18 protein-coding genes and 1 tRNA gene are annotated in these 18198 nt (G+C 62.9%); 11 read left to right on the top strand and 8 right to left on the bottom strand.

Annotated elements, in window-relative coordinates; genetic code table 11:
- Nucleotides 1–4: 4 nt before the first annotated feature.
- A complete protein-coding gene (locus KQH60_RS01860) occupies nt 5–1741 on the bottom strand; it encodes a proline--tRNA ligase (RefSeq protein WP_237574900.1) in 1737 nt (578 codons plus the stop codon).
- Between the two features lie 112 nt (nt 1742–1853).
- Here KQH60_RS01860 and KQH60_RS01855 point away from each other — a divergent pair, with 112 nt between their 5' ends.
- Complete coding sequence (locus KQH60_RS01855; RefSeq protein ID WP_237574899.1) at nt 1854–2534, top strand: RNA pyrophosphohydrolase; 681 nt, start codon at nt 1854–1856, stop codon at nt 2532–2534.
- A 216-nt stretch (nt 2535–2750) separates the two neighbouring features.
- Nucleotides 2751–3266 (top strand): CNP1-like family protein, encoded by a 516-nt coding sequence (locus tag KQH60_RS01850; protein WP_237574994.1) that lies wholly within the window; start codon nt 2751–2753, stop codon nt 3264–3266.
- A gap of 71 nt (nt 3267–3337) precedes the next feature.
- Here KQH60_RS01850 and proB read toward each other — a convergent pair whose 3' ends face one another.
- The 4 genes from proB to rplU all read right to left on the bottom strand — a co-directional run bounded on the left by proB (nt 3338) and on the right by rplU (nt 6488).
- The gene (gene proB, locus KQH60_RS01845) at nt 3338–4456 is read right to left on the bottom strand and encodes a glutamate 5-kinase (RefSeq protein WP_237574898.1); all 1119 of its coding nucleotides are present in this window, start codon (nt 4454–4456) and stop codon (nt 3338–3340) included.
- A gap of 53 nt (nt 4457–4509) precedes the next feature.
- Nucleotides 4510–5628 (bottom strand): Obg family GTPase CgtA, encoded by a 1119-nt coding sequence (gene cgtA, locus KQH60_RS01840; RefSeq protein ID WP_237574897.1) that lies wholly within the window; start codon nt 5626–5628, stop codon nt 4510–4512.
- 269 nt (nt 5629–5897) lie between these two features.
- Nucleotides 5898–6158, bottom strand: a complete 261-nt coding sequence (gene rpmA / locus KQH60_RS01835; RefSeq protein WP_104077623.1) for a 50S ribosomal protein L27 — start codon at nt 6156–6158, stop codon at nt 5898–5900.
- A gap of 18 nt (nt 6159–6176) precedes the next feature.
- Nucleotides 6177–6488, bottom strand: a complete 312-nt coding sequence (gene rplU / locus KQH60_RS01830) for a 50S ribosomal protein L21 (protein WP_013434098.1) — start codon at nt 6486–6488, stop codon at nt 6177–6179.
- Nucleotides 6489–6735: 247 nt separating this feature from the next.
- Between rplU and KQH60_RS01825 the strand changes: the two genes are divergently transcribed.
- From KQH60_RS01825 to KQH60_RS01785, 9 genes are all read left to right on the top strand, one after another.
- Nucleotides 6736–7755 (top strand): polyprenyl synthetase family protein, encoded by a 1020-nt coding sequence (locus tag KQH60_RS01825; RefSeq protein WP_237574896.1) that lies wholly within the window; start codon nt 6736–6738, stop codon nt 7753–7755.
- Between the two features lie 30 nt (nt 7756–7785).
- Nucleotides 7786–7862: transfer RNA gene (locus tag KQH60_RS01820), tRNA-Pro, on the top strand.
- Nucleotides 7863–8596: 734 nt separating this feature from the next.
- Nucleotides 8597–9910, top strand: a complete 1314-nt coding sequence (locus KQH60_RS01815) for an HlyC/CorC family transporter (RefSeq protein ID WP_237574895.1) — start codon at nt 8597–8599, stop codon at nt 9908–9910.
- A 63-nt stretch (nt 9911–9973) separates the two neighbouring features.
- Nucleotides 9974–11464 (top strand): GspE/PulE family protein, encoded by a 1491-nt coding sequence (locus KQH60_RS01810; RefSeq protein WP_237574894.1) that lies wholly within the window; start codon nt 9974–9976, stop codon nt 11462–11464.
- A 14-nt stretch (nt 11465–11478) separates the two neighbouring features.
- A complete protein-coding gene (locus tag KQH60_RS01805) occupies nt 11479–12705 on the top strand; it encodes a type II secretion system F family protein (RefSeq protein WP_237574893.1) in 1227 nt (408 codons plus the stop codon).
- Between the two features lie 117 nt (nt 12706–12822).
- Nucleotides 12823–13743, top strand: coding sequence for an A24 family peptidase (locus KQH60_RS01800; protein ID WP_237574993.1), 921 nt, complete (start codon nt 12823–12825; stop codon nt 13741–13743).
- Between the two features lie 2 nt (nt 13744–13745).
- The gene (coaE, locus tag KQH60_RS01795) at nt 13746–14360 is read left to right on the top strand and encodes a dephospho-CoA kinase (protein ID WP_237574892.1); all 615 of its coding nucleotides are present in this window, start codon (nt 13746–13748) and stop codon (nt 14358–14360) included.
- 141 nt (nt 14361–14501) lie between these two features.
- The gene (gene zapD / locus KQH60_RS01790; RefSeq protein ID WP_237574891.1) at nt 14502–15257 is read left to right on the top strand and encodes a cell division protein ZapD; all 756 of its coding nucleotides are present in this window, start codon (nt 14502–14504) and stop codon (nt 15255–15257) included.
- Nucleotides 15258–15282: 25 nt separating this feature from the next.
- Entirely contained in the window at nt 15283–15483 is a 201-nt protein-coding gene (locus KQH60_RS01785; RefSeq protein ID WP_237574890.1) for a DNA gyrase inhibitor YacG, read from the top strand.
- Nucleotides 15484–15486: 3 nt separating this feature from the next.
- Here KQH60_RS01785 and KQH60_RS01780 read toward each other — a convergent pair whose 3' ends face one another.
- From KQH60_RS01780 to argJ, 3 genes are all read right to left on the bottom strand, one after another.
- Nucleotides 15487–15849, bottom strand: a complete 363-nt coding sequence (locus tag KQH60_RS01780; protein ID WP_237574992.1) for an NUDIX domain-containing protein — start codon at nt 15847–15849, stop codon at nt 15487–15489.
- 116 nt (nt 15850–15965) lie between these two features.
- Entirely contained in the window at nt 15966–16838 is an 873-nt protein-coding gene (locus KQH60_RS01775) for an ATP-binding protein (RefSeq protein ID WP_237574889.1), read from the bottom strand.
- A gap of 43 nt (nt 16839–16881) precedes the next feature.
- Nucleotides 16882–18123: a bifunctional glutamate N-acetyltransferase/amino-acid acetyltransferase ArgJ gene (gene argJ, locus KQH60_RS01770; RefSeq protein ID WP_237574888.1), complete on the bottom strand. Its 1242-nt coding sequence runs from the start codon at nt 18121–18123 to the stop codon at nt 16882–16884.
- Nucleotides 18124–18198 lie beyond the last annotated feature (75 nt).

Here is an 18198-nt window from a genome sequence, read left to right as displayed (position 1 = left end):
TCCGTCAGCGTGCCAGTGCCGCGCGCACCCGCTCGACCACCCATGCTGCCGCCTGTTCGAGCGGTAACAGCGTCGGCTCCCTATCGCGGCGGCCCTGATACTCGATCTTGCCGTCCTTCAGACCGCGCTCGCCAATCACGAGCCGGTGTGGCACGCCGATTAGCTCCCAATCCGCGAACATCACGCCGGGACGCTCGCCCCGGTCGTCTAGGATCACGTCAATACCCGCGTCGAGCAGTTCGTCATAGAGCTTGTGTGCCTGCTCGCGCACCGCGTCGCTGCGCTCGTAGCCCATCGGGCACAGCACCAGATGAAATGGCGCGATAGCCTGCGGCCAGATGATGCCGCGCTCGTCAAAGTTCTGCTCGATCGCCGCACCAAGGATCCGCGTGATGCCGATCCCATAGCACCCCATCATCATCGGTGCCGGCTTGCCGCTCTCGTCCAGAAACGTCGCGCCCATGGCTTGCGAGTACTTCGTGCCAAGCTGGAATACATGTCCGACCTCGATGCCACGGCATAGGTCGAGCTCGCCGCGGCCGTCCGGTGATGGGTCGCCCTTGCGCACGTTGCGCAAGTCCGCCACTGCCGGCTCCGGCAAGTCGCGGCCCCAATTGACCCCCGTCGTATGGTAGTCCATCTCGTTCGAGCCAACAACGAAGTCGCTCATGTTCGCCACGGTGCGGTCCGCGACCACCTTCACCGGCTTGCGCGTGTTCAGCGGCCCCAAATAGCCGGGTGGCGCGCCGAACCAATCGACGATCTCCTGCTCGGTGGCGAACCGATAGCCGGCCAGCCCCGGCACCTTGCCAGCCTTGACTTCGTTCAGTTCATGGTCACCGCGCAGCAGCAGCAGCCAAATCGTCGGGTCGGTGCCCTCATTGTCCACGGCCAGTACGATCGACTTGATCGTGCGCTCCAACGCAATACCCAAATAATCGGCCACCTGCTCGCATTTCGCCCTGCCCGGCGTGGCCTTTTTTGTCAGCGGTTCGCTTGGCGCCGCGCGCGACGCGATCAACGACACGGCTTCGGCAGCCTCAACATTGGCCGCATAGTCTGAGTTCGGGCAATACGCGATCGCATCCTCGCCGGTCGCGGCGATCACATGAAATTCGTGCGACCCGGTGCCGCCGATCGAGCCGTTGTCGGCCGCCACCGCGCGGAATTCGAGCCCCAAGCGCGTGAAGATCCTCACGTACGCGTCGTACATCTTCTGGTACGAGAGCTGCAGCCCGGCATGGTCGCGATCGAACGAATACGCATCCTTCATGATGAACTCACGCCCCCGCATTACGCCGAACCTGGGGCGGATCTCATCGCGGAACTTAGTCTGTAGCTGGTAGAAATTCACCGGCATCTGGCGGTAGCTCTTGATCTCTTTGCGCGCGATATCGGTGATCACTTCCTCATGAGTCGGTCCGACGACGAAGTCGCGGTCGTGGCGGTCCTTCACGCGCAGCAGTTCGGGGCCATATTGCTCCCAGCGGCCCGATTCCTGCCATAGCTCGGCCGGCTGCACCGCCGGCATCAACAGCTCGACGGCGCCCGCGCGGTTCATCTCCTCGCGTACGATCGCCTCCACCTTGCGGATCGAGCGCAACCCGATCGGCATGTAGTTGTAGATACCGCCGGCGACGCGGCGAATCATCCCCGCCCTGACCATCAATTGGTGACTGACGATCTCGGCATCGGCCGGCGCTTCCTTCAGCGTGCCGATGAAAAAACGCGAAGCTTTCATTCTTGACGGGTTCCAAAACGAGGGCGCCGGCACACCCGACTCCAGCCGGGTCGCACGGCGCCCATTAACTGTTTATAATCAAAGCAATTTTAAAGGATTCGAAGGTGGTTGTATGCTGGATCGTGAAGGCTTTCGCCCGAACGTCGGCATCATCCTCTTGAACGCGCGCAACGAGGTGTTTTGGGGCAAACGGCTGCGTGAGCATTCCTGGCAGTTTCCGCAAGGCGGCATCAAGTACGGTGAGACGCCCTTGCAAGCGATGTTTCGGGAGTTGCACGAAGAAACCGGTTTGAAACCCGAGCACGTCAAGGTCATCGGTCGCACGCGCGACTGGTTGCGTTATGAGGTGCCCGACAAGTACATCAAGCGTGAGGTCCGCGGTCACTATCGAGGACAGAAGCAGATCTGGTTTCTGTTGCGCATGATCGGACGCGATTGCGACATCTGCCTGCGCGCGACCGATCATCCGGAGTTTGATGCGTGGCGCTGGAACAGCTACTGGGTGCCGCTGGACGCCGTGATCGAGTTCAAGAGAGATGTATACCAGATGGCGCTGGCCGAGCTTTCTCGCTTCGTGCGACGGCAGTCCGGACGCCATGAACGTTCTGCGTCGCACCCGAGTGTTCGCCATCCAAAGGCGAATGCCAAAATGGTCACGGTAGCGATCGAGACGGTATGTTCGAACGCCGAGCCCGGCGCCAAACTGAACTCAGGCCGCGCGGCGACCGCGGTGTTGGACGTGGCCGCCGCGACGCTGGTCGTCGAGCCGGTCGGCATCAAGCCACGACCATGACTGCCGCATGCGTTTGCCTGGCGGCGCGTAGTCGCGTTGGCAGACCGCCTAGGACTGCGCTCCGGAGATTGGCATCCGGACCGCAGCCCTTGTGCTTTAATACACTACCTTTTGTGCCAGGAATCTGTCTTGAAACGCGTCTGCCCGCCTGCCCGTTTCTCGCGCCCCAGTTCGCGCCGCATCGCCGCCCTGATCGGCACGACCACCGCCGCCGCGCTGCTCGGCGCGTGCTCGTCCCCGTCGCCAGACCAGGGGCCCAAGCCTGGCCAGGACTTCATCTATCTGCTCGAGCGCACGCAGAACTGGGTCGAGACCCAGGTCGATCAGTTGCCGCTGATGCCGCGCGCCGCGGACCTGCTGCCATTCGAGGTCTCCGCGACGACGAACCTGCGGTTCGCCGTCGACGCGCCGTCCGTGTCGGTGGGCACCGACGGCGTCGTACGCTATACGATCGTGATTACGAGCCCGCGAGGTGCACGCAATATCTATTACGAGGGCTTGCGTTGCGAAACCTATGAATGGCGCCGTTATGCGGCCGCCGACGATAGCGGCGAACAATGGGACCGGGGCGCGGCAAACGGCTGGCGGCGCATCGAAAACAGCCAGCTGAACGCGTATCAGGCCGCGCTATACCAGGACTACATGTGCGCGAACAAGATCCCACAGGGCAATGCCTCGTCGATCGTGCAGAATATCCGTTACAAGCGGATCGCCGCATCGCGCTATCAATAGCGCACTCCCAACGCAAGCCCGACCGGCTTCACGCATCGCGGGTGCGTCGCGATGCGTGCACCTCGCTGGCGCTACAGCATCACCAGATTGTCCCGGTGGATCAGTTCAGGCTCGAGCATGTAACCGAGAATCGACTCGATCTGCACACTCGGATGGCGGCGAATCAGCCGCGCCTCGGCGCTACTGTAGTTCGTCAACCCACGCGCCACCTCGCGGCCCGCTTCGTCTAGGCACGCAATCACCTCGCCGCGGGCAAAAATGCCTTGCACGTCGACGATGCCGATCGGCAACAAGCTCTTGCCGCCGAAAGTCAGCTTCTCGACCGCGCCCGCGTCGATCACGACATGGCCGCGCACTTGCAGGTGGTCCGCCATCCATTGCTTGCGCGCGGCCATGCGGGCGGTCCGCGCAATAAGTTGTGTGCCGATCGGCTCCGCCGCCGCCAGCCGGGCCAGCACGTGCGGCTCGCGACCGCTTGCGATCACCGTATCCGCGCCGCTGTGCGCGGCGCGCTTGGCGGCCAGGATCTTGGTCAGCATTCCGCCCCGACCGATGCTAGTGCCGGCGCCACCGGCCATTGCCTCCAATGCGGGGTCGCCGGCGTCGGCCTGTTGCACCAGCGTCGCGGCAGGGTCCTTGCGCGGATCGGCCGTGTACAAGCCACGCTGGTCGGTTAGGATTACCAGCGCGTCCCCTTCGATCAAGTTTGCCACCAACGCGCCCAACGTGTCATTGTCGCCGAACTTGATCTCATCCGTGACGACCGTGTCATTCTCATTGATGATCGGCACCACGCCGAGCTTGAGCAACGTGAGCAGCGTCGAGCGTGCATTCAAGTATCGCTCGCGATCGGCAAGGTCCGCGTGCGTGAGCAGGATCTGCGCCGTGCGGATCGAATACTCGGCAAAGCGGCTTTCATAGACCTGTGCCAGCCCCATTTGGCCGACGGCAGCCGCGGCCTGCAGCTCGGCGATCTCGCGTGGACGCCGGCTCCAGCCTAGTCGCTGCATCCCCTCGGCGATCGCGCCGGAACTGACCAGCACCACGTCCTTGCCCTGCTCGCGCAATGCGGCGATTTGCGCGGCCCATCGCCCGATCGCGCCATGATCCAGCCCCCGCCCGTCATTAGTGACTAGGCTCGAGCCCACTTTCACAACCAGCCGCTTTGCATCGGCAATGATCGAACGCATCGTTGCGCCGTCCCTGTGTTCCCGTTTGGCATCGTTTTGCACAGCGGCAACAGTCACTGTGTATCGGCGCCGGGTGGTGTCGCGTCGTCGGGCGCCTGTGCACCGTCCCGGAACCGCACGTCGGCCGCCAAGTCCTCGGCATGCTGCGCGCGCGCCGCCAGTCCGGTCTCGCTCAAGTAGTCGTAGACCGCATAACACAAATTCTCGCAACCCAGGCCGGTCAGCGCCGAGATTTGGAATACGGGTCCCTGCCAACCTAAGCGCTCGACGAAATCGGCCACCCGCGCCTCGCGCTCATGCTCAGCAATCATGTCGACCTTGTTCAATACCAGCCACCTCGGCTTGCGGTAAAGCGCGTCGTCATACTTGCGCAACTCATTGACGATCGCGTCCGCCTCCGCGACCGGATCGACGCCGTCATCGAACGGCGCAAGATCGACCAGATGCAGCAATATCCTGGTGCGTTGCAAATGCCGTAGGAACTGGTGCCCCAGCCCGGCGCCTTCGGCGGCGCCCTCGATTAGACCCGGGATATCAGCGATCACAAAGCTCTTCGCCGGTCCGACCCGCACCACACCCAGGTTCGGCGCAAGCGTCGTGAACGGATAGTCGGCAATCTTCGGTTTCGCGTTCGACACCGACGCGATGAAAGTCGACTTGCCCGCGTTGGGCATACCTAGCAGACCAACATCGGCCAGCACCTTCAACTCAAGTCTTAGCATGCGGCGCTCGCCCGGCTTGCCTTCGGTTTTTTGCCGCGGTGCCCGGTTCGTGCTCGACTTAAAGTGCAGGTTGCCGAGCCCCCCGGTGCCGCCCTTGGCAAGCAGCACGCGCTGATCGTGCTCAGTCAGGTCGGCGATCAGCTCACCGGTATCCGTATCCGTGATCATCGTGCCGACCGGCATGCGCAACGTGATGTCTTCGCCGCCCTTACCGTAGCAGTCCGAGCCGCGCCCGTTCTCGCCGTTGCGCGCTTGGTGCTTCTTCGCGTACCGGTAGTCGATCAGCGTATTGATGTTGCGATCCGCGATAGCGTAAACACTGCCGCCGCGTCCGCCGTCACCGCCATCCGGACCGCCGAACGGAACGAACTTCTCGCGGCGCATCGATGCGCTGCCATCCCCTCCGTCACCGGCGATGACCTCGATCCTCGCTTCGTCAATGAACTTCATTCAAATTGCTCCGTTCGGCTTACGCCGTTTGCCTGCTGCCACCAGCCGCCGATCGTGCCGCCATCGCCGCGATTTTGTCAGCGCTCAAAAATGCCTTACCAGCACTTACAAAATATATCTTGCTAGCACTAACAAAAAAGCCCCGCAGATTGCGAGGCCTTTTGCTTTGTCACGCCCGCCCTGCATCGGCAGCCCGGGGCGACGTCACCGACGCGAGTCCGGCGCGATGCCGGACCCGGTCAGCCAGTTCGCGTGGTAACCACCGAGTATTAGGCAGCCGGGACCACGCTGACGATGTGCTTCTTCGCCGCGCCCTTGACCGCAAACCGGACATGACCGTCGATCAGCGCGAATAGCGTATGATCCTTGCCGATCCCGACGTTGTCGCCAGCATGCATCCGCGTGCCGCGTTGACGCACGATGATGCCACCGGCATGGATTGCCTGGCCGCCGAACACCTTGACGCCGAGGCGCTTGCTTTCGGAATCGCGGCCGTTCCGGGACGAGCCGCCTGCCTTTTTGTGTGCCATCTGTGGACTCCCTGCGCGTTACGCGTTAATCGCGTCGATGCGCAATTCGGTGTAATTTTGGCGGTGGCCGCCATGCTTCTGGTAGTGCTTCCGGCGACGCATCTTGAAGATCGTCACTTTCGCATGCCGTCCGTGTGATACCACGGTAGCCTTGACGGAAGCCCCACCCACCAGCGGCGTACCGAATTTGATCGATTCGCCCTCGCCTACCGCGAGCACCTGGTCGAGCGTGATTTCAGCGCCAATGTCTGCCGGTATCTGTTCTACTTTCAATTTTTCGCCGGCAGCGACCTTGTACTGCTTGCCACCGGTTTTTATGACCGCGTACATTGTTGAACCTCACTTGAAAAGCGGCCCGGACCCGGGCCCCTTCATTTGTTTCGAACACGCATCGTCGCGTGCTTCGTGCATTCCTGCGCACTACGCACAGAAACCTTTAATTGTATAGAGGTTTTTAACGCAAGTCAAAAGCTGCCGCGGATTGCGGCGCACACGAGCGGGCGCGCGCGCCGATCATGATCGGCAAGCTGTCGGCAAAGCACGGTCGGTCGCTCCAGTGCCTTATAATTCGCCTGGTTTGCTCCACCCACCCTTTTTCCAGTTTACGTCGTTGACAGCCACCACCACTCCGTCCGCGGCCACCCCGCTTGCGCCGATCGCCGACGACATGCAACAAGTCAATCGCGTGATCCGCACGCGGCTCGCGTCGGACGTCGTCCTGATCAACCAGATCGCCGAATACATCATCGGGGCGGGCGGCAAGCGCCTGCGCCCCGCCCTGCTGTTGCTGGTGGCAAACGCACTGGGAGAGCGCAGCGGCCACCGACACGAGCTCGCGGCGGTCATCGAGTTCATCCACACGGCGACGCTGCTCCATGACGACGTGGTCGATGAATCACAGTTGCGGCGCGGCAAGCAAACCGCCAATGCGCTATTTGGCAACTCAGCCAGCGTGCTGGTCGGCGATTTCCTGTATTCGCGCGCGTTCCAGATGATGGTCGCGTGCGACAACCTACGCGTGATGCAGATCCTGTCAGACGCCACCAACGTGATCGCGGAAGGCGAAGTGTTGCAGTTGCTGAACATGCATGATCCGGACGTGGATCAAGCACGCTACATGCAAGTGATCCGCTACAAGACCGCCAAGCTGTTCGAGGCGGCGGCCCAGTTAGGCGCGGTCATCGCCGGCGCGCCACCCGCGATGGAAGCCGCCGCGGCTGAGTTTGGCCGCACGATCGGCACCGCCTTTCAGATCATGGACGACTGGCTCGATTACACAGGCACGCCCGAGTCAATGGGGAAGAATGCCGGCGACGACCTGCGCGAAGGCAAGCCGACGCTACCGCTGATCTACCTGATCGAGCACGGCACCGCCGAGCAGGCGCGGTTGGCTCGGGACGCCATCGAGCACGGCGGCACCGACCGTTTCGACACGATTTTCACCGCCATCACCGAGTCGGGCGCGCTTGACCACACGCTGCGTTGCGCCGAAGCGGAGGCACAGGCTGCGGCGCGCGCCATTTTTTCATTTCCCGATTCCCAATTCAAAGAATCGCTGCTAGAATTATGCTCTTATTCAGCATCGCGCCAGTCTTGAAAAAGACGAAAATGCTGAAGTGATCCAATTCGGGGTGTAGCTTAGCCTGGTAGAGCGCTACGTTCGGGACGTAGAGGCCGGAGGTTCGAATCCTCTCACCCCGACCAGAATATCTCCAAAAGGATCCATGATGAACGGTCCTTTCTAACTCGATGTGCATGTCGAGATAAAGTCAATCCTACCTCTGGTTGCCCAACGATGTTCCGTCAAGTTGATGGGACATTTTCTTGTTACTCTTGTTCCTCACGTCAGCATTCAGGGCTGCAAGCTTCATGGCCAGAAACGCTGGATTCGCGACTAACGCTCCGCGTTGCCGCAATAACGCTGGAGCGTCGAGCGACCGGCCACCCTTCGTACTTGCGCGACGAACGCGAAGTACCGCGCCGCGCGATCCCTCGCCCCTTCAAAGTGCCTCACAGCCGGCGGCTGTGTTGGTACGAGCACGCGGATCGATGCCAACCGGTAACCTTCGCCCCAACTGCTTGGCACCCGCGTGGCCGTCCCCCAAAGCGCAGCAGGCTGCCTGGCAGCAGCAAGCGCCGGCGCCGTTCCCGTACTCGAAAGGGACACGATGACAATCGGCATGCAGATCGCTCACGAAGCGTGGCGTGCTGGCTTCGACGCTGGCGATGCGGGACACGCCATGACATCATGCATCGTCAGTCTCGACCCGCTGCCCTACTTTTCGACTGGATTGAACGGATGTCAAGCGGCAAGGGGATGCAACGAACCGGCAGGACGCCGGCGCCAGTATGTCGCCCGCCGGGCTACTGCACGGACGCCCCCGGCGCTCTGATATAGTTGACTTCATCGTCCATTAGCCGGCATCCGGCTTTTTCACGTGGAAACTCTCCCTCTTTGGGCGCAAATTGGCGCCGTAGTCGTGCTACTGCTCATATCGGGCTTTTTTTCGATCTCGGAAACCGCGATGATGGCGTTGAACCGCCATCGGCTCAAGCACTTGGCAGGCAAGGGCGTGATGGGGGCGAAGACGACGCAGGGCTTGCTCGCGCACACCGACCAGTTGCTGTCCGTGATCCTGATCGGTAACAATCTGATGAACGTCATCATCCCGGTGCTCACGACCTCGATCGCGCTGCACACGTTCGGCAACCACAGTGCAGTACTATCGATCACCACCGGAATCGTCGCATTCCTGATTATCGTGTTCGCCGAGATCACACCGAAGATCGTTGGCGCAACCTATCCCGAAAAAATCGCGCTGCCGGCCAGCCTCGTCATCAAGCCGCTGATCATCCTCGCTCGCCCGCTGGTCTGGTTCGTCAACTTGCTGGCCAACGGCATCCTGTTCGTGCTGCGCATCAATACGAAAGACGCACGGCAGCTGCGCATGCCCAACGACGAGTTGCGCAGCGTCGTACTGGAATCGAGCAGCTTCATGCCAAGCAAGCACCGCAGCATCCTGTTGAACCTGTTCGACCTGGAGAGCATCTCGGTCGATGACGTCATGATCCCGCGCCGGCGCATTGAGGCGCTAGACTTTGATGCGCCGTTCGACCAGTTGGTCCAGCAGCTGGAAACCTGCTACCACAACAAGCTGGTCGTCTATCAGGGCGACATTGACCGCGTGCTCGGCATACTTCATGTGCGCAAAACCCTGGCCGCGCTGCACAACCAAGAATTCGAGCGCGAAAAGCTGCGCGAGTTGCTCACGGAGCCCTATTTCGTGCCCAGCGGCACGCCGGTTTTCCAACAGTTGCAGTACTTCCAGGAAAACCGACACCGGATGGCGCTGGTCGTCAATGAATATGGCGAAGTGCAAGGACTCGTGACGCCGGAGGACATCATCGAGGAGCTGATCGGTGAGTTTACGACGACATTGCCGCGCACGGCCAGCGGCGCGGCAGGCGGCTGGAACGCGCAAGGGGAATGCATCGTCGCGGGCAGCCTCCCATTACGGGAGCTGAACCGTCGGCTTGGCCTGCAGTTGCCGCTCGATGGTCCCAAGACATTGAATGGGCTGATCCTGGAACGACTAGAAGCTATCCCGGAAGGTGACGTGAGCCTGGTGGTCAGCGACACACGCATGGAGGTCATGCAGATCGACAACCAAGCCATCCGCACGGTGAAACTATTCCGGCCCGCGCGGTTGGACGCCGCACACGCCGTGGCGGCGTGGCAGCACGCCCGCTAGCCTATCAGTCAAAGACGGTACGCCGACCCGGCAGTACCCCCACGCGATTCGCCGTTCGGCTGAATGGTGCGGATGCCGCGACCGCGCGACGATGCACAGGTATCCATCGTATCGCGCTGCCCGCGCATCGCCAACATGCCCCATCACATAGTATTCCCGGCCGTGCCGCCATCCACGCCGGCGCACGGCACCGATCCCACTCCCACGCGGCCCTCGGCCGCGCAGGCCGTGCCGCGCGAGCCCGACGCGCACGCACCTTCCCGTTTCACGGAGCCGATGCGCTCCACCACGGCGCCAGTGGCCACCGTGCTAACGCCGCGTATCGCGCAACGTGCCCGCGCCATCGCTCACGCGCGACCATCAGAGGACAGCGACGCGCCAGCGGTACGCCTGCTGGACGATCTATTCGCACGAGCCGGTGCGTGCCGTGCATCGGATATCCATATCGAGCCGGGCCGACACCAATGGCAAATTCGGCTGCGCATCGACGGCCGGCTACATCGCCTCGACAATCCGCCCGCGCACCTGCGTGATGCAGTCATCACACGAATCAAAGTGCTATCGCGGCTGGACATCGCGCAGCGGCGTGCGCCACAGGACGGCCGGTTGCGCATCGCCGTGTCTGGCGCCAAGTTCGATGAATTCCGCGTGTCGACGCTGCCCACGGTATTCGGCGAAAAAGTGGTGCTGCGCCGCCTTGATGCGCTACCCGATGGACTAGATCTAACAGGACTGGGCTTTGACGCCGCCCAGTTGTCCGCCGTACAGCATGCGTTGCGCGTCCGACAAGGCATGGTGCTGGTCACCGGACCCACGGGCAGCGGCAAGACGCTGACGCTCTATACCTTCATGCGCGAATTCGATCGCGAGGCGTTCAATCTTTGCACGATCGAGGATCCGTCCGAGATCGAGTTCGCCGGCATCAACCAGGTGTCGGTCAACAACCGGGCAGGCTTGGGTTTCGCATCGGTGCTGCGCGCGTTGCTGCGGCAAGACCCGGACGTGATCATGGTCGGCGAAATCCGCGATACGGAAACCGCTTCGGTCGCCATCAACGCCGCACAGACCGGGCATTTGCTGCTTGCCACACTGCATACCAATGATGCGCCGACGACACTCGCGCGGCTCACAGACCTAGGCATGGCACCGTACAACGTGGCGGCAGCGGTCAAGCTAATCACGGCGCAACGGCTGGTGCGGCGGTTATGCAGCGCGTGCCGACTCGCCGATACGCCCGACCCCGTCGCGCTGCATGCGGCCGGCATGACGGCCGCGCATGTCGACCAAGCGCTGGCGGGCCGCTGGCAATCCTATCGACCGGTCGGCTGTACAGCATGCCACGGCACCGGCTTTGCTGGCCGCTGTGCAATCCATCAGGTGGTGCCCGTGACCGCCGCACTGCAACAGCGCATCGCGGCACGCACGCCGACCCCTGCACTGGCGGACGCGATGCGCGCAGCCGGTCTGCAGACATTGCGGCAATCCGCGCTCGCGCGCGTGCGCGATGGAACGACGTCGCTGCATGAAGCCCTTGCGGTGACGGACGATGCGTGATGGACTAGCGCGTGATGCAGCCTCCCATCCAAGCCGCTTCGCCCCATCGGCCGGCGATGTCCCGCTTTCGCTGGCGAGGCATCGGCGCCGACGGCCGCCGCCGTCGCGGCACGCTTGTGGCGCTCGACGCGCGTTCGGCACTCGAGCGTATTCGGCGCGACAGGATTGTCGCGGTCGAGCTCATCGAGGTCCGCGCACGGTGGCGTCCACGCGTACGCCACGCCGACCTGACGCGCGCCACGCGACACTTGGCCATGCTGCTGCGCAGTGGGCTGTCGCTGCAACCCGCGTTGGCGCTGATAGCGCAGCACGCGAGCACGCCGCTGAAATACGTATTCGAAACCGTGCTGCGAGACATCACAGAAGGCAGTACGCTATCCAGAGCGCTGCAACGCCACGGCCGTGTGTTTCCGAGCGCGTACTGGCGGCTCGTCGAGCTTGCGGAGCACACCGGCTCGCTCGATACGATCCTTGCTCAACTGGCGGACACTCGGGACCGCGTGGCCGCGCAACGTGCGCGGCTGCGCAACGCGCTATGGTATCCGACACTGATCCTCGCGCTGGCATTAGGCCTGTGCGCACTACTGCTGGCCTGGGTAGTACCGACATTCGAACGGGTGTTCGCCGGATTCGGCTCGCAGTTGCCAAGGCCCACGCGGATCGTGGTCGCGCTGTCCCGGCAGATGCTGGCGCACGGCCCGGCGATGATCGCGGCGGGGGGCTTCGGGATCGCGTGCGGCATGCTGACCTGGCAACGCTCGCCACGGTTTCGCCTGCGCCTGCACGCACTGCTGTTGCGTGCGCCGCTCGTGGGCCCCATCGTGCAGCGCGTGGCCATCGCGCGCTGGAGCCATGCGCTGGGCCGGGTCCTCGATGCCGGCATCGCCCTGGCCGACGGATTCGACGCCGTGGACGGCATCAGCGGCAATGCCGCGATGGACGCGGCGGCACGCGACATCGCGGCACGCGTGCGCGTCGGCGCAAGCCTGGCCGATGCCATGCGTGCCAGCCCCGGCTTTCCGCCCGACATCGTGGCCACGATCGCGCTTGCCGAACAAGCCGGCACGCTCGGCCCGACGCTGGTCGACATCGGCGCTTGGAATGACCGGCTCGTGGCGGAACGAATTGGCCTGCTCGCACAATTGGCCGAACCGCTTATCATTGTCGGACCCGGTGCGCTGATTGCCGCGCTCGTAGTCGCCATGTATCTGCCCATTATTGAAATGGGCAACGTAATGTGATTTCAATCAGGTAGCATCGCGTACCGTCCCTCGCTGGCCACCGACATGCATTCGTTTTTTATGATCGCCCCACATGGCCCCGGCCGCTGGATCGCCGGCTTCGCCGACGCCTTCTCGATGCTGCCGGTGGCTTGGCAGTACGCTTTCGCATGCGTGCTCGGATTGGTCATCGGCAGTTTCCTGACTGTCGTCGTACACCGCGTGCCGCTGATGCTCGAACAGGCATGGCAGCAAGAGTTGGCCGACTACGCGCAGCACAATGCCCGGCACGTGTTGAGCGCACAAAGCGATGGGCACGATGCCGTGCCAAATCCAGCGCCCGAGCGAAGGCCCGGCCCGTTGTCGCAGGCCGATTTGCCACGGCGCTATAACCTGTGGGTGCCGCGCTCGGCGTGTACTGCATGCGGACATACGCTGCGCTTGTACGAGAACATCCCGTTGCTTAGCTTTGTCGCATTGCGCGGCCGATGCTCGGCATGCGGTACGCGAATTCGTTGGCGCTATCCATTGATCGAGTCCGCCTGTGCACTGTTCTCGGCACTCTCGCTCACGGCGTTCGGCCCCACGCCCACGGCGCTTATCGCCTTCGCATTCTGCGCCGCGCTGCTCGCGATGAGCGCCATCGATTTGGAAACCAAGCTACTGCCCGATTCACTGACGTTGCCACTACTCTGGGCGGGGTTGTTGATCAATCTACAGGCCGTATTCGTACCCCTGGACGCGGCCGTGATCGGTGCGGCGGGCGGGTATGTGTCGCTGTGGGCCGTCTACTGGCTGTTCAAGCTCGTGCGCGGCGCGGAGGGTATCGGCTACGGCGACTTCAAGTTGCTTGCCGCCATTGGCGCATGGTTCGGCTGGGGCTCACTGTTGCAAGTGATACTAGTGGCCTCAGTGTGTGGCGCGATCGTTGGCCTTGGCGCCACGCTCGCCAAGCGGATGCGCGTGGAGGAACCGTTGCCGTTCGGACCGTTTCTGGCGGGCGCAGCGGTGCTCACGCTGTTCGGCGGCACGCCGCTCTATCGGCTGCTCGGAGGTTGACGATGTTCAAGGTGGGACTCACGGGCGGAATCGGCAGTGGCAAGACAACGATCGCTCATGCTTTCGCCGCCCATGGCGTGCCGATCGTGGACACTGATCTCATCGCGCATCGCGTCACCGCGCCAGGCGGCGCGGCGATACCCGGCATTCGGACGCAATTCGGCGCCGCCTTCATCACGGCGCAAGGCGCACTGGACCGTGTGCGGATGCGCGAGTTGGTATTCAGCAACACGCAAGCGAAACAACGGCTCGAAGCGATCGTGCACCCGCTGATCCGCATCGAGACGGACCGCGAAATGCAAGCGGCGAGTGGCCCATACGTGATCTGTGTCGTGCCATTGCTGGTTGAGGCGGGCAATTGGCGCGAACGCGTCGATCGCGTGTTGGTGGTGGATTGTGCGGTGCAAACGCAGATCGAGCGCGTCATGCAGCGCAATGGCTTCACGCGCGAACAGGTGCAAGCCATCATTGCACGCCAGGCCACGCGGCAGACTCGGCTCGCGGCCGCAGACGACATCATCGTCAATGAGGCCCACACCATTGAGCCGCTGCTGCCAGAAATCGCGTTGCTGCATCAGCGCTATTTGTCATGGGCGCGCGATCGTGCACCGCCGTGAATCGGCGTGCGCCACAGACATGCGACGCAGCACGAATTTCATGGCCAATCCCGAGGCGATTGCTAGGGGGATTCGAGCGCATTAGAATGGGCGCAAATTGCCGCTCCTGTCCGGCATTTTCAAAGTGAAAGGCACCTACGTTTGATCCTCTACGAGTATCCGTTCAATGAGCGCATTCGAACGCTGTTGCGCCTCGAAGACCTGTTCGAGCGCTTTACGTTCTTCCTGACTCAAGAAGACCCGAAAGAACACCACGTCGCACTCACCACGTTATTCGAGATCGCTGAAGTGACGAGCCGCAGCGACTTGAAGTCGGATCTGATGAAGGAGCTTGAGCGCCAGCGCCAGGCCTTGACCCCCTTTCGCGGCAATCCCGGAATCGAACAGGGCGCGCTCGAGACAGTCCTTGCGGAAATCGAGCAAACGCTGGTTGGTCTTGCCCAGATGCAAGGAAAAACGGGGCAGCATTTGGCCGACAATGAATGGCTGGCCAGCATCCGCAGCCGGGCCATCATTCCCGGCGGAACTTGCCGATTCGATTTGCCGTCGTATTACGCATGGCAGCGCGGCGCCGCAGCGCAGCGCCGCACGGATATCATGAAATGGGCAATGCCGTTGGTGCCGCTGCGCGACGCGGCAACGATCGTATTACGTCTTGCCCGCGAATCGGGGCAGGCCGCGAAGGTCATGGCGATGCAGGGCAGCTATCAGCAAATGTTGTCGGGGCGGACCTATCAATTGATGCAAGTGCGTGTGGCGCCAGACCTGCGGGTCATTCCCGAGGCCAGCGCCAACAAGTATATGCTGTGGGTGCGCTTCACCGCGCAGGATGGCAACATGCGGCCACGCCCTGTTGACGTCGACGTGCCATTCCAACTGACGCTGTGCAGCCTGTAAGCCAGATAAACAAACCCTTGCCGATATGACGACCGTCGTCCACTGCCCGACTTGCGGCAAAAAGGTCGAATGGAAGCCGGAAAGCCGGTTCCGTCCTTTTTGTTCCGCGCGCTGCAAGCAAATCGATCTCGGCGCATGGGCAACCGGGAAATACACGATTGGCAGCGATGACCGCCCGGCCGACGAGTCGCATAGCGACCCGCAGAAGCCGGGCGAGCTGAACTGAGATTTAACCCCGTTCGGCGTCGAGCCAGTCGATCACCGGCAATGCCGCCGGCAGCAGCGGCGCAACCTGGACGGGGGGCGCCTGCCAGACAAACGCCTGCCCTTCTCGACCACTCGGCTCACCGCTCCACCGGGTCACCTTGCAGAAAAACAGCCGTACGTAAGCGTGCGGGTAGTTATGTTCGAGGACCCGCCAGCGCACGCAGTCGGCAATCGTCACGCCGAGTTCCTCATGCAACTCGCGCGCCAATGCGTCCTCGACGCTTTCGCCCGGCTCCAGCTTGCCTCCTGGAAATTCCCAGTAGCCCTCGTATGGCTTGCCGGCGGGCCGCTGCGCGAGCAGGAAACGCCCATCCTCATCCAGCATCACGCCGACCGCCACTTCGGTGATCCGGCGCCCATCAGCGGTATGCGTGGCGGCGTGTGCCTGCGACACATCGTGCCGCGTGACCGTATTCGGCGTCATAGTCGGGCGCCCCGCGGTCATTGGACCTTCTGCCGCCGGCCGGACCAGTCCCGAGCAAACTGCCACGCAACCCGGCCCGAACGCGAGCCGCGCTCCAGCGCCCAGACCAGCGCGTCGCCCCGCGCGGCATCGATCTGCGCGTCACTGCATCCCAAATGCCTGAGCCAATGCGCGACGATCGCCAGATAGTCGTCCTGCTTGAACGGATAAAAGCTCACCCACAGCCCAAAGCGCTCGGACAGCGAGATTTTCTCCTCGACCACTTCGCCCGGATGGATCTCGCCCTCCGCCGTGTGCCGATAGGTATCGTTGTCACGCATGTACTCGGGCAGCAAATGACGACGGTTCGACGTCGCGTAGATCAGCATGTTGTCGGACTGGGCCGCAATCGAGCCGTCCAGGGCCACCTTCAGCGCCTTGTAGCCGGACTCGCCTTCCTCGAACGACAGGTCATCACAAAACACGACGAATCGCTCCGGGCGCGAGGCGATCTGCACGACGATGTCGCCCAAATCGTGCAAGTCGTCCTTGTCGACTTCGATCAAACGCAGGCCTTCGGGCGCGAACTGGTTCAAGCAGGCCTTGATCAGCGACGACTTGCCGGTGCCGCGCGCGCCCGTCAGTAGCACGTTGTTCGCCGGCAGACGCCGCACGAACTGACGGGTGTTCTGCTCGATCAGCGCCTTTTGCCGGTCAATATTCTGCAAGTCGGACAACTGGATCGTCGGCGGATGGGCGACCGGCTGCAAAAAGCCTCGCCCCTGCCGCGAGCGCCATCGAAACGCAATCGCCGCGTCCCAGTCGGTGGCCGGCACGGCCGGCGGCAACACGGCCTCCAGGCGTTCGAGCAGCGCCTCGGCGCGCGTCAGGAATTGCTCAAGCTTGTCCATCGCAATCGATCTCCAGCGGTACGGTCACGTCCCGCGGTGTGGGTCAGGAGCGGTAGTCGGCGTTGATCGACACGTAGTCGTGCGACAGGTCGCAGGTCCAAATGCTTGCCTGGGCATCGCCGCGCGCCAAGTGCACGCGAATCGTGATTTCGCTTTGCTTCATCACGCGCTGGCCGTCCTCCTCGCGATAGTCGGGATGGCGTGCGCCGGCCTTGGCCACCAGCACGTCGTCCAGGTACAGCTCGATCTGGTTCACATCCAGGTCAGCAATGCCAGCGTAGCCGATTGCCGCCAGAATCCGGCCCAAGTTGGGGTCGCACGCATAGAAAGCCGTCTTGACCAGGGGCGAGTGGCCGATCGCATAGGCGACCTGCCTACACTCGTTGACACTGCGGCCCGCCTCGACGCGCACCGTCATGAATTTCGTCGCCCCTTCGCCGTCGCGCACGATCAATTGCGCAAGGGTCTGCGCGAGCTGCGTCAACGCGTCGCGCAACGCGCGGTATGCGGCACTTTGCGTAGACGTGATCGCCGGCAGCGTCGAGCGGGCGGACGCCACGACGATGAACGAGTCATTCGTCGACGTATCGCCATCAACGGTAATGCAGTTGAACGATTGATCGGCCACGTCCTTGACCAGTGCGTCCAGTACGGGCTGGGTGATCGCCGCGTCGGTCGCAACGAACCCTAGCATCGTGGCCATGTTCGGCTTGATCATCCCGGCGCCCTTGCTGATCCCGGTCAGCGTGACCGTATGGCCGTCGATGTCGAGCTGTCGCGAGGCGGCCTTGGGCAGCGTATCGGTCGTCATGATCGCCTGCGCGGCTTCATACCAGCGCGCCGGCGCGAGTTGCGCAACGGCTTGCGGCAATCCCGCCTTGAGCCGCTCGATCGGTAGCGGCTCAAGGATCACACCAGTGGAGAACGGCAGCACCTGCCGCGCGTCGATGCGCAGCAGCCGCGCCAATTCCGCACAACTGTCACGGGCATGCGCGAGGCCCGGCTCGCCGGTCCCGGCGTTCGCGTTGCCGGTATTGACGAGCAGTGCCCGAATCGGCGCGGCGCCGCCACGCGCCGACGCGAGATGTTCACGACACACGGTGACCGGCGCGGCGCAAAAGCGGTTCGTGGTGAACACGCCGGACACCGTTGCGCCATCATCGACGACGATCACCAGTACATCCTTGCGATTCGGTTTGCGCAGATTGGCTTCGGCCCAGCCGAGAGTGACGCCGGGCACGGGATGAAGCGACGCGGGATCGATCGACGGAAAATTGACGGCCATGATTGCAAGCGCTGGTCAGGGAAAAAGCCGCCCGCGGGCGCGGCAGGCGGCATCGGACAGGAACGGGGCCACCCC

The sequence above is a fragment of the Mycetohabitans sp. B8 genome (assembly GCF_021991875.1).
Taxonomy (GTDB): Bacteria; Pseudomonadota; Gammaproteobacteria; order Burkholderiales; family Burkholderiaceae; genus Mycetohabitans.
The sequence above is the reverse complement of the archived record's forward strand: the minus strand, read 5'-3'. Positions and strand labels throughout refer to the sequence as shown.

Bases quoted from the DNA above. Each gene is read 5' to 3' on its own strand.
- KQH60_RS01860 (WP_237574900.1), bottom strand. From the start codon at position 1,741: ATGAAAGCTTCGCGTTTTTTCATCGGCACGCTGAAGGAAGCGCCGGCC.
- KQH60_RS01855 (WP_237574899.1), top strand. From the start codon at position 1,854: ATGCTGGATCGTGAAGGCTTTCGCCCGAACGTCGGCATCATCCTCTTG.
- proB (WP_237574898.1), bottom strand. From the start codon at position 4,456: ATGCGTTCGATCATTGCCGATGCAAAGCGGCTGGTTGTGAAAGTGGGC.
- cgtA (WP_237574897.1), bottom strand. From the start codon at position 5,628: ATGAAGTTCATTGACGAAGCGAGGATCGAGGTCATCGCCGGTGACGGA.
- rpmA (WP_104077623.1), bottom strand. From the start codon at position 6,158: ATGGCACACAAAAAGGCAGGCGGCTCGTCCCGGAACGGCCGCGATTCC.
- rplU (WP_013434098.1), bottom strand. From the start codon at position 6,488: ATGTACGCGGTCATAAAAACCGGTGGCAAGCAGTACAAGGTCGCTGCC.
- KQH60_RS01810 (WP_237574894.1), top strand. From the start codon at position 9,974: ATGGTGCGGATGCCGCGACCGCGCGACGATGCACAGGTATCCATCGTA.
- KQH60_RS01805 (WP_237574893.1), top strand. From the start codon at position 11,479: ATGCAGCCTCCCATCCAAGCCGCTTCGCCCCATCGGCCGGCGATGTCC.
- KQH60_RS01800 (WP_237574993.1), top strand. From the start codon at position 12,823: ATGCTGCCGGTGGCTTGGCAGTACGCTTTCGCATGCGTGCTCGGATTG.
- coaE (WP_237574892.1), top strand. From the start codon at position 13,746: ATGTTCAAGGTGGGACTCACGGGCGGAATCGGCAGTGGCAAGACAACG.
- KQH60_RS01785 (WP_237574890.1), top strand. From the start codon at position 15,283: ATGACGACCGTCGTCCACTGCCCGACTTGCGGCAAAAAGGTCGAATGG.
- KQH60_RS01780 (WP_237574992.1), bottom strand. From the start codon at position 15,849: ATGCTGGATGAGGATGGGCGTTTCCTGCTCGCGCAGCGGCCCGCCGGC.
- KQH60_RS01775 (WP_237574889.1), bottom strand. From the start codon at position 16,838: ATGGACAAGCTTGAGCAATTCCTGACGCGCGCCGAGGCGCTGCTCGAA.
- argJ (WP_237574888.1), bottom strand. From the start codon at position 18,123: ATGGCCGTCAATTTTCCGTCGATCGATCCCGCGTCGCTTCATCCCGTG.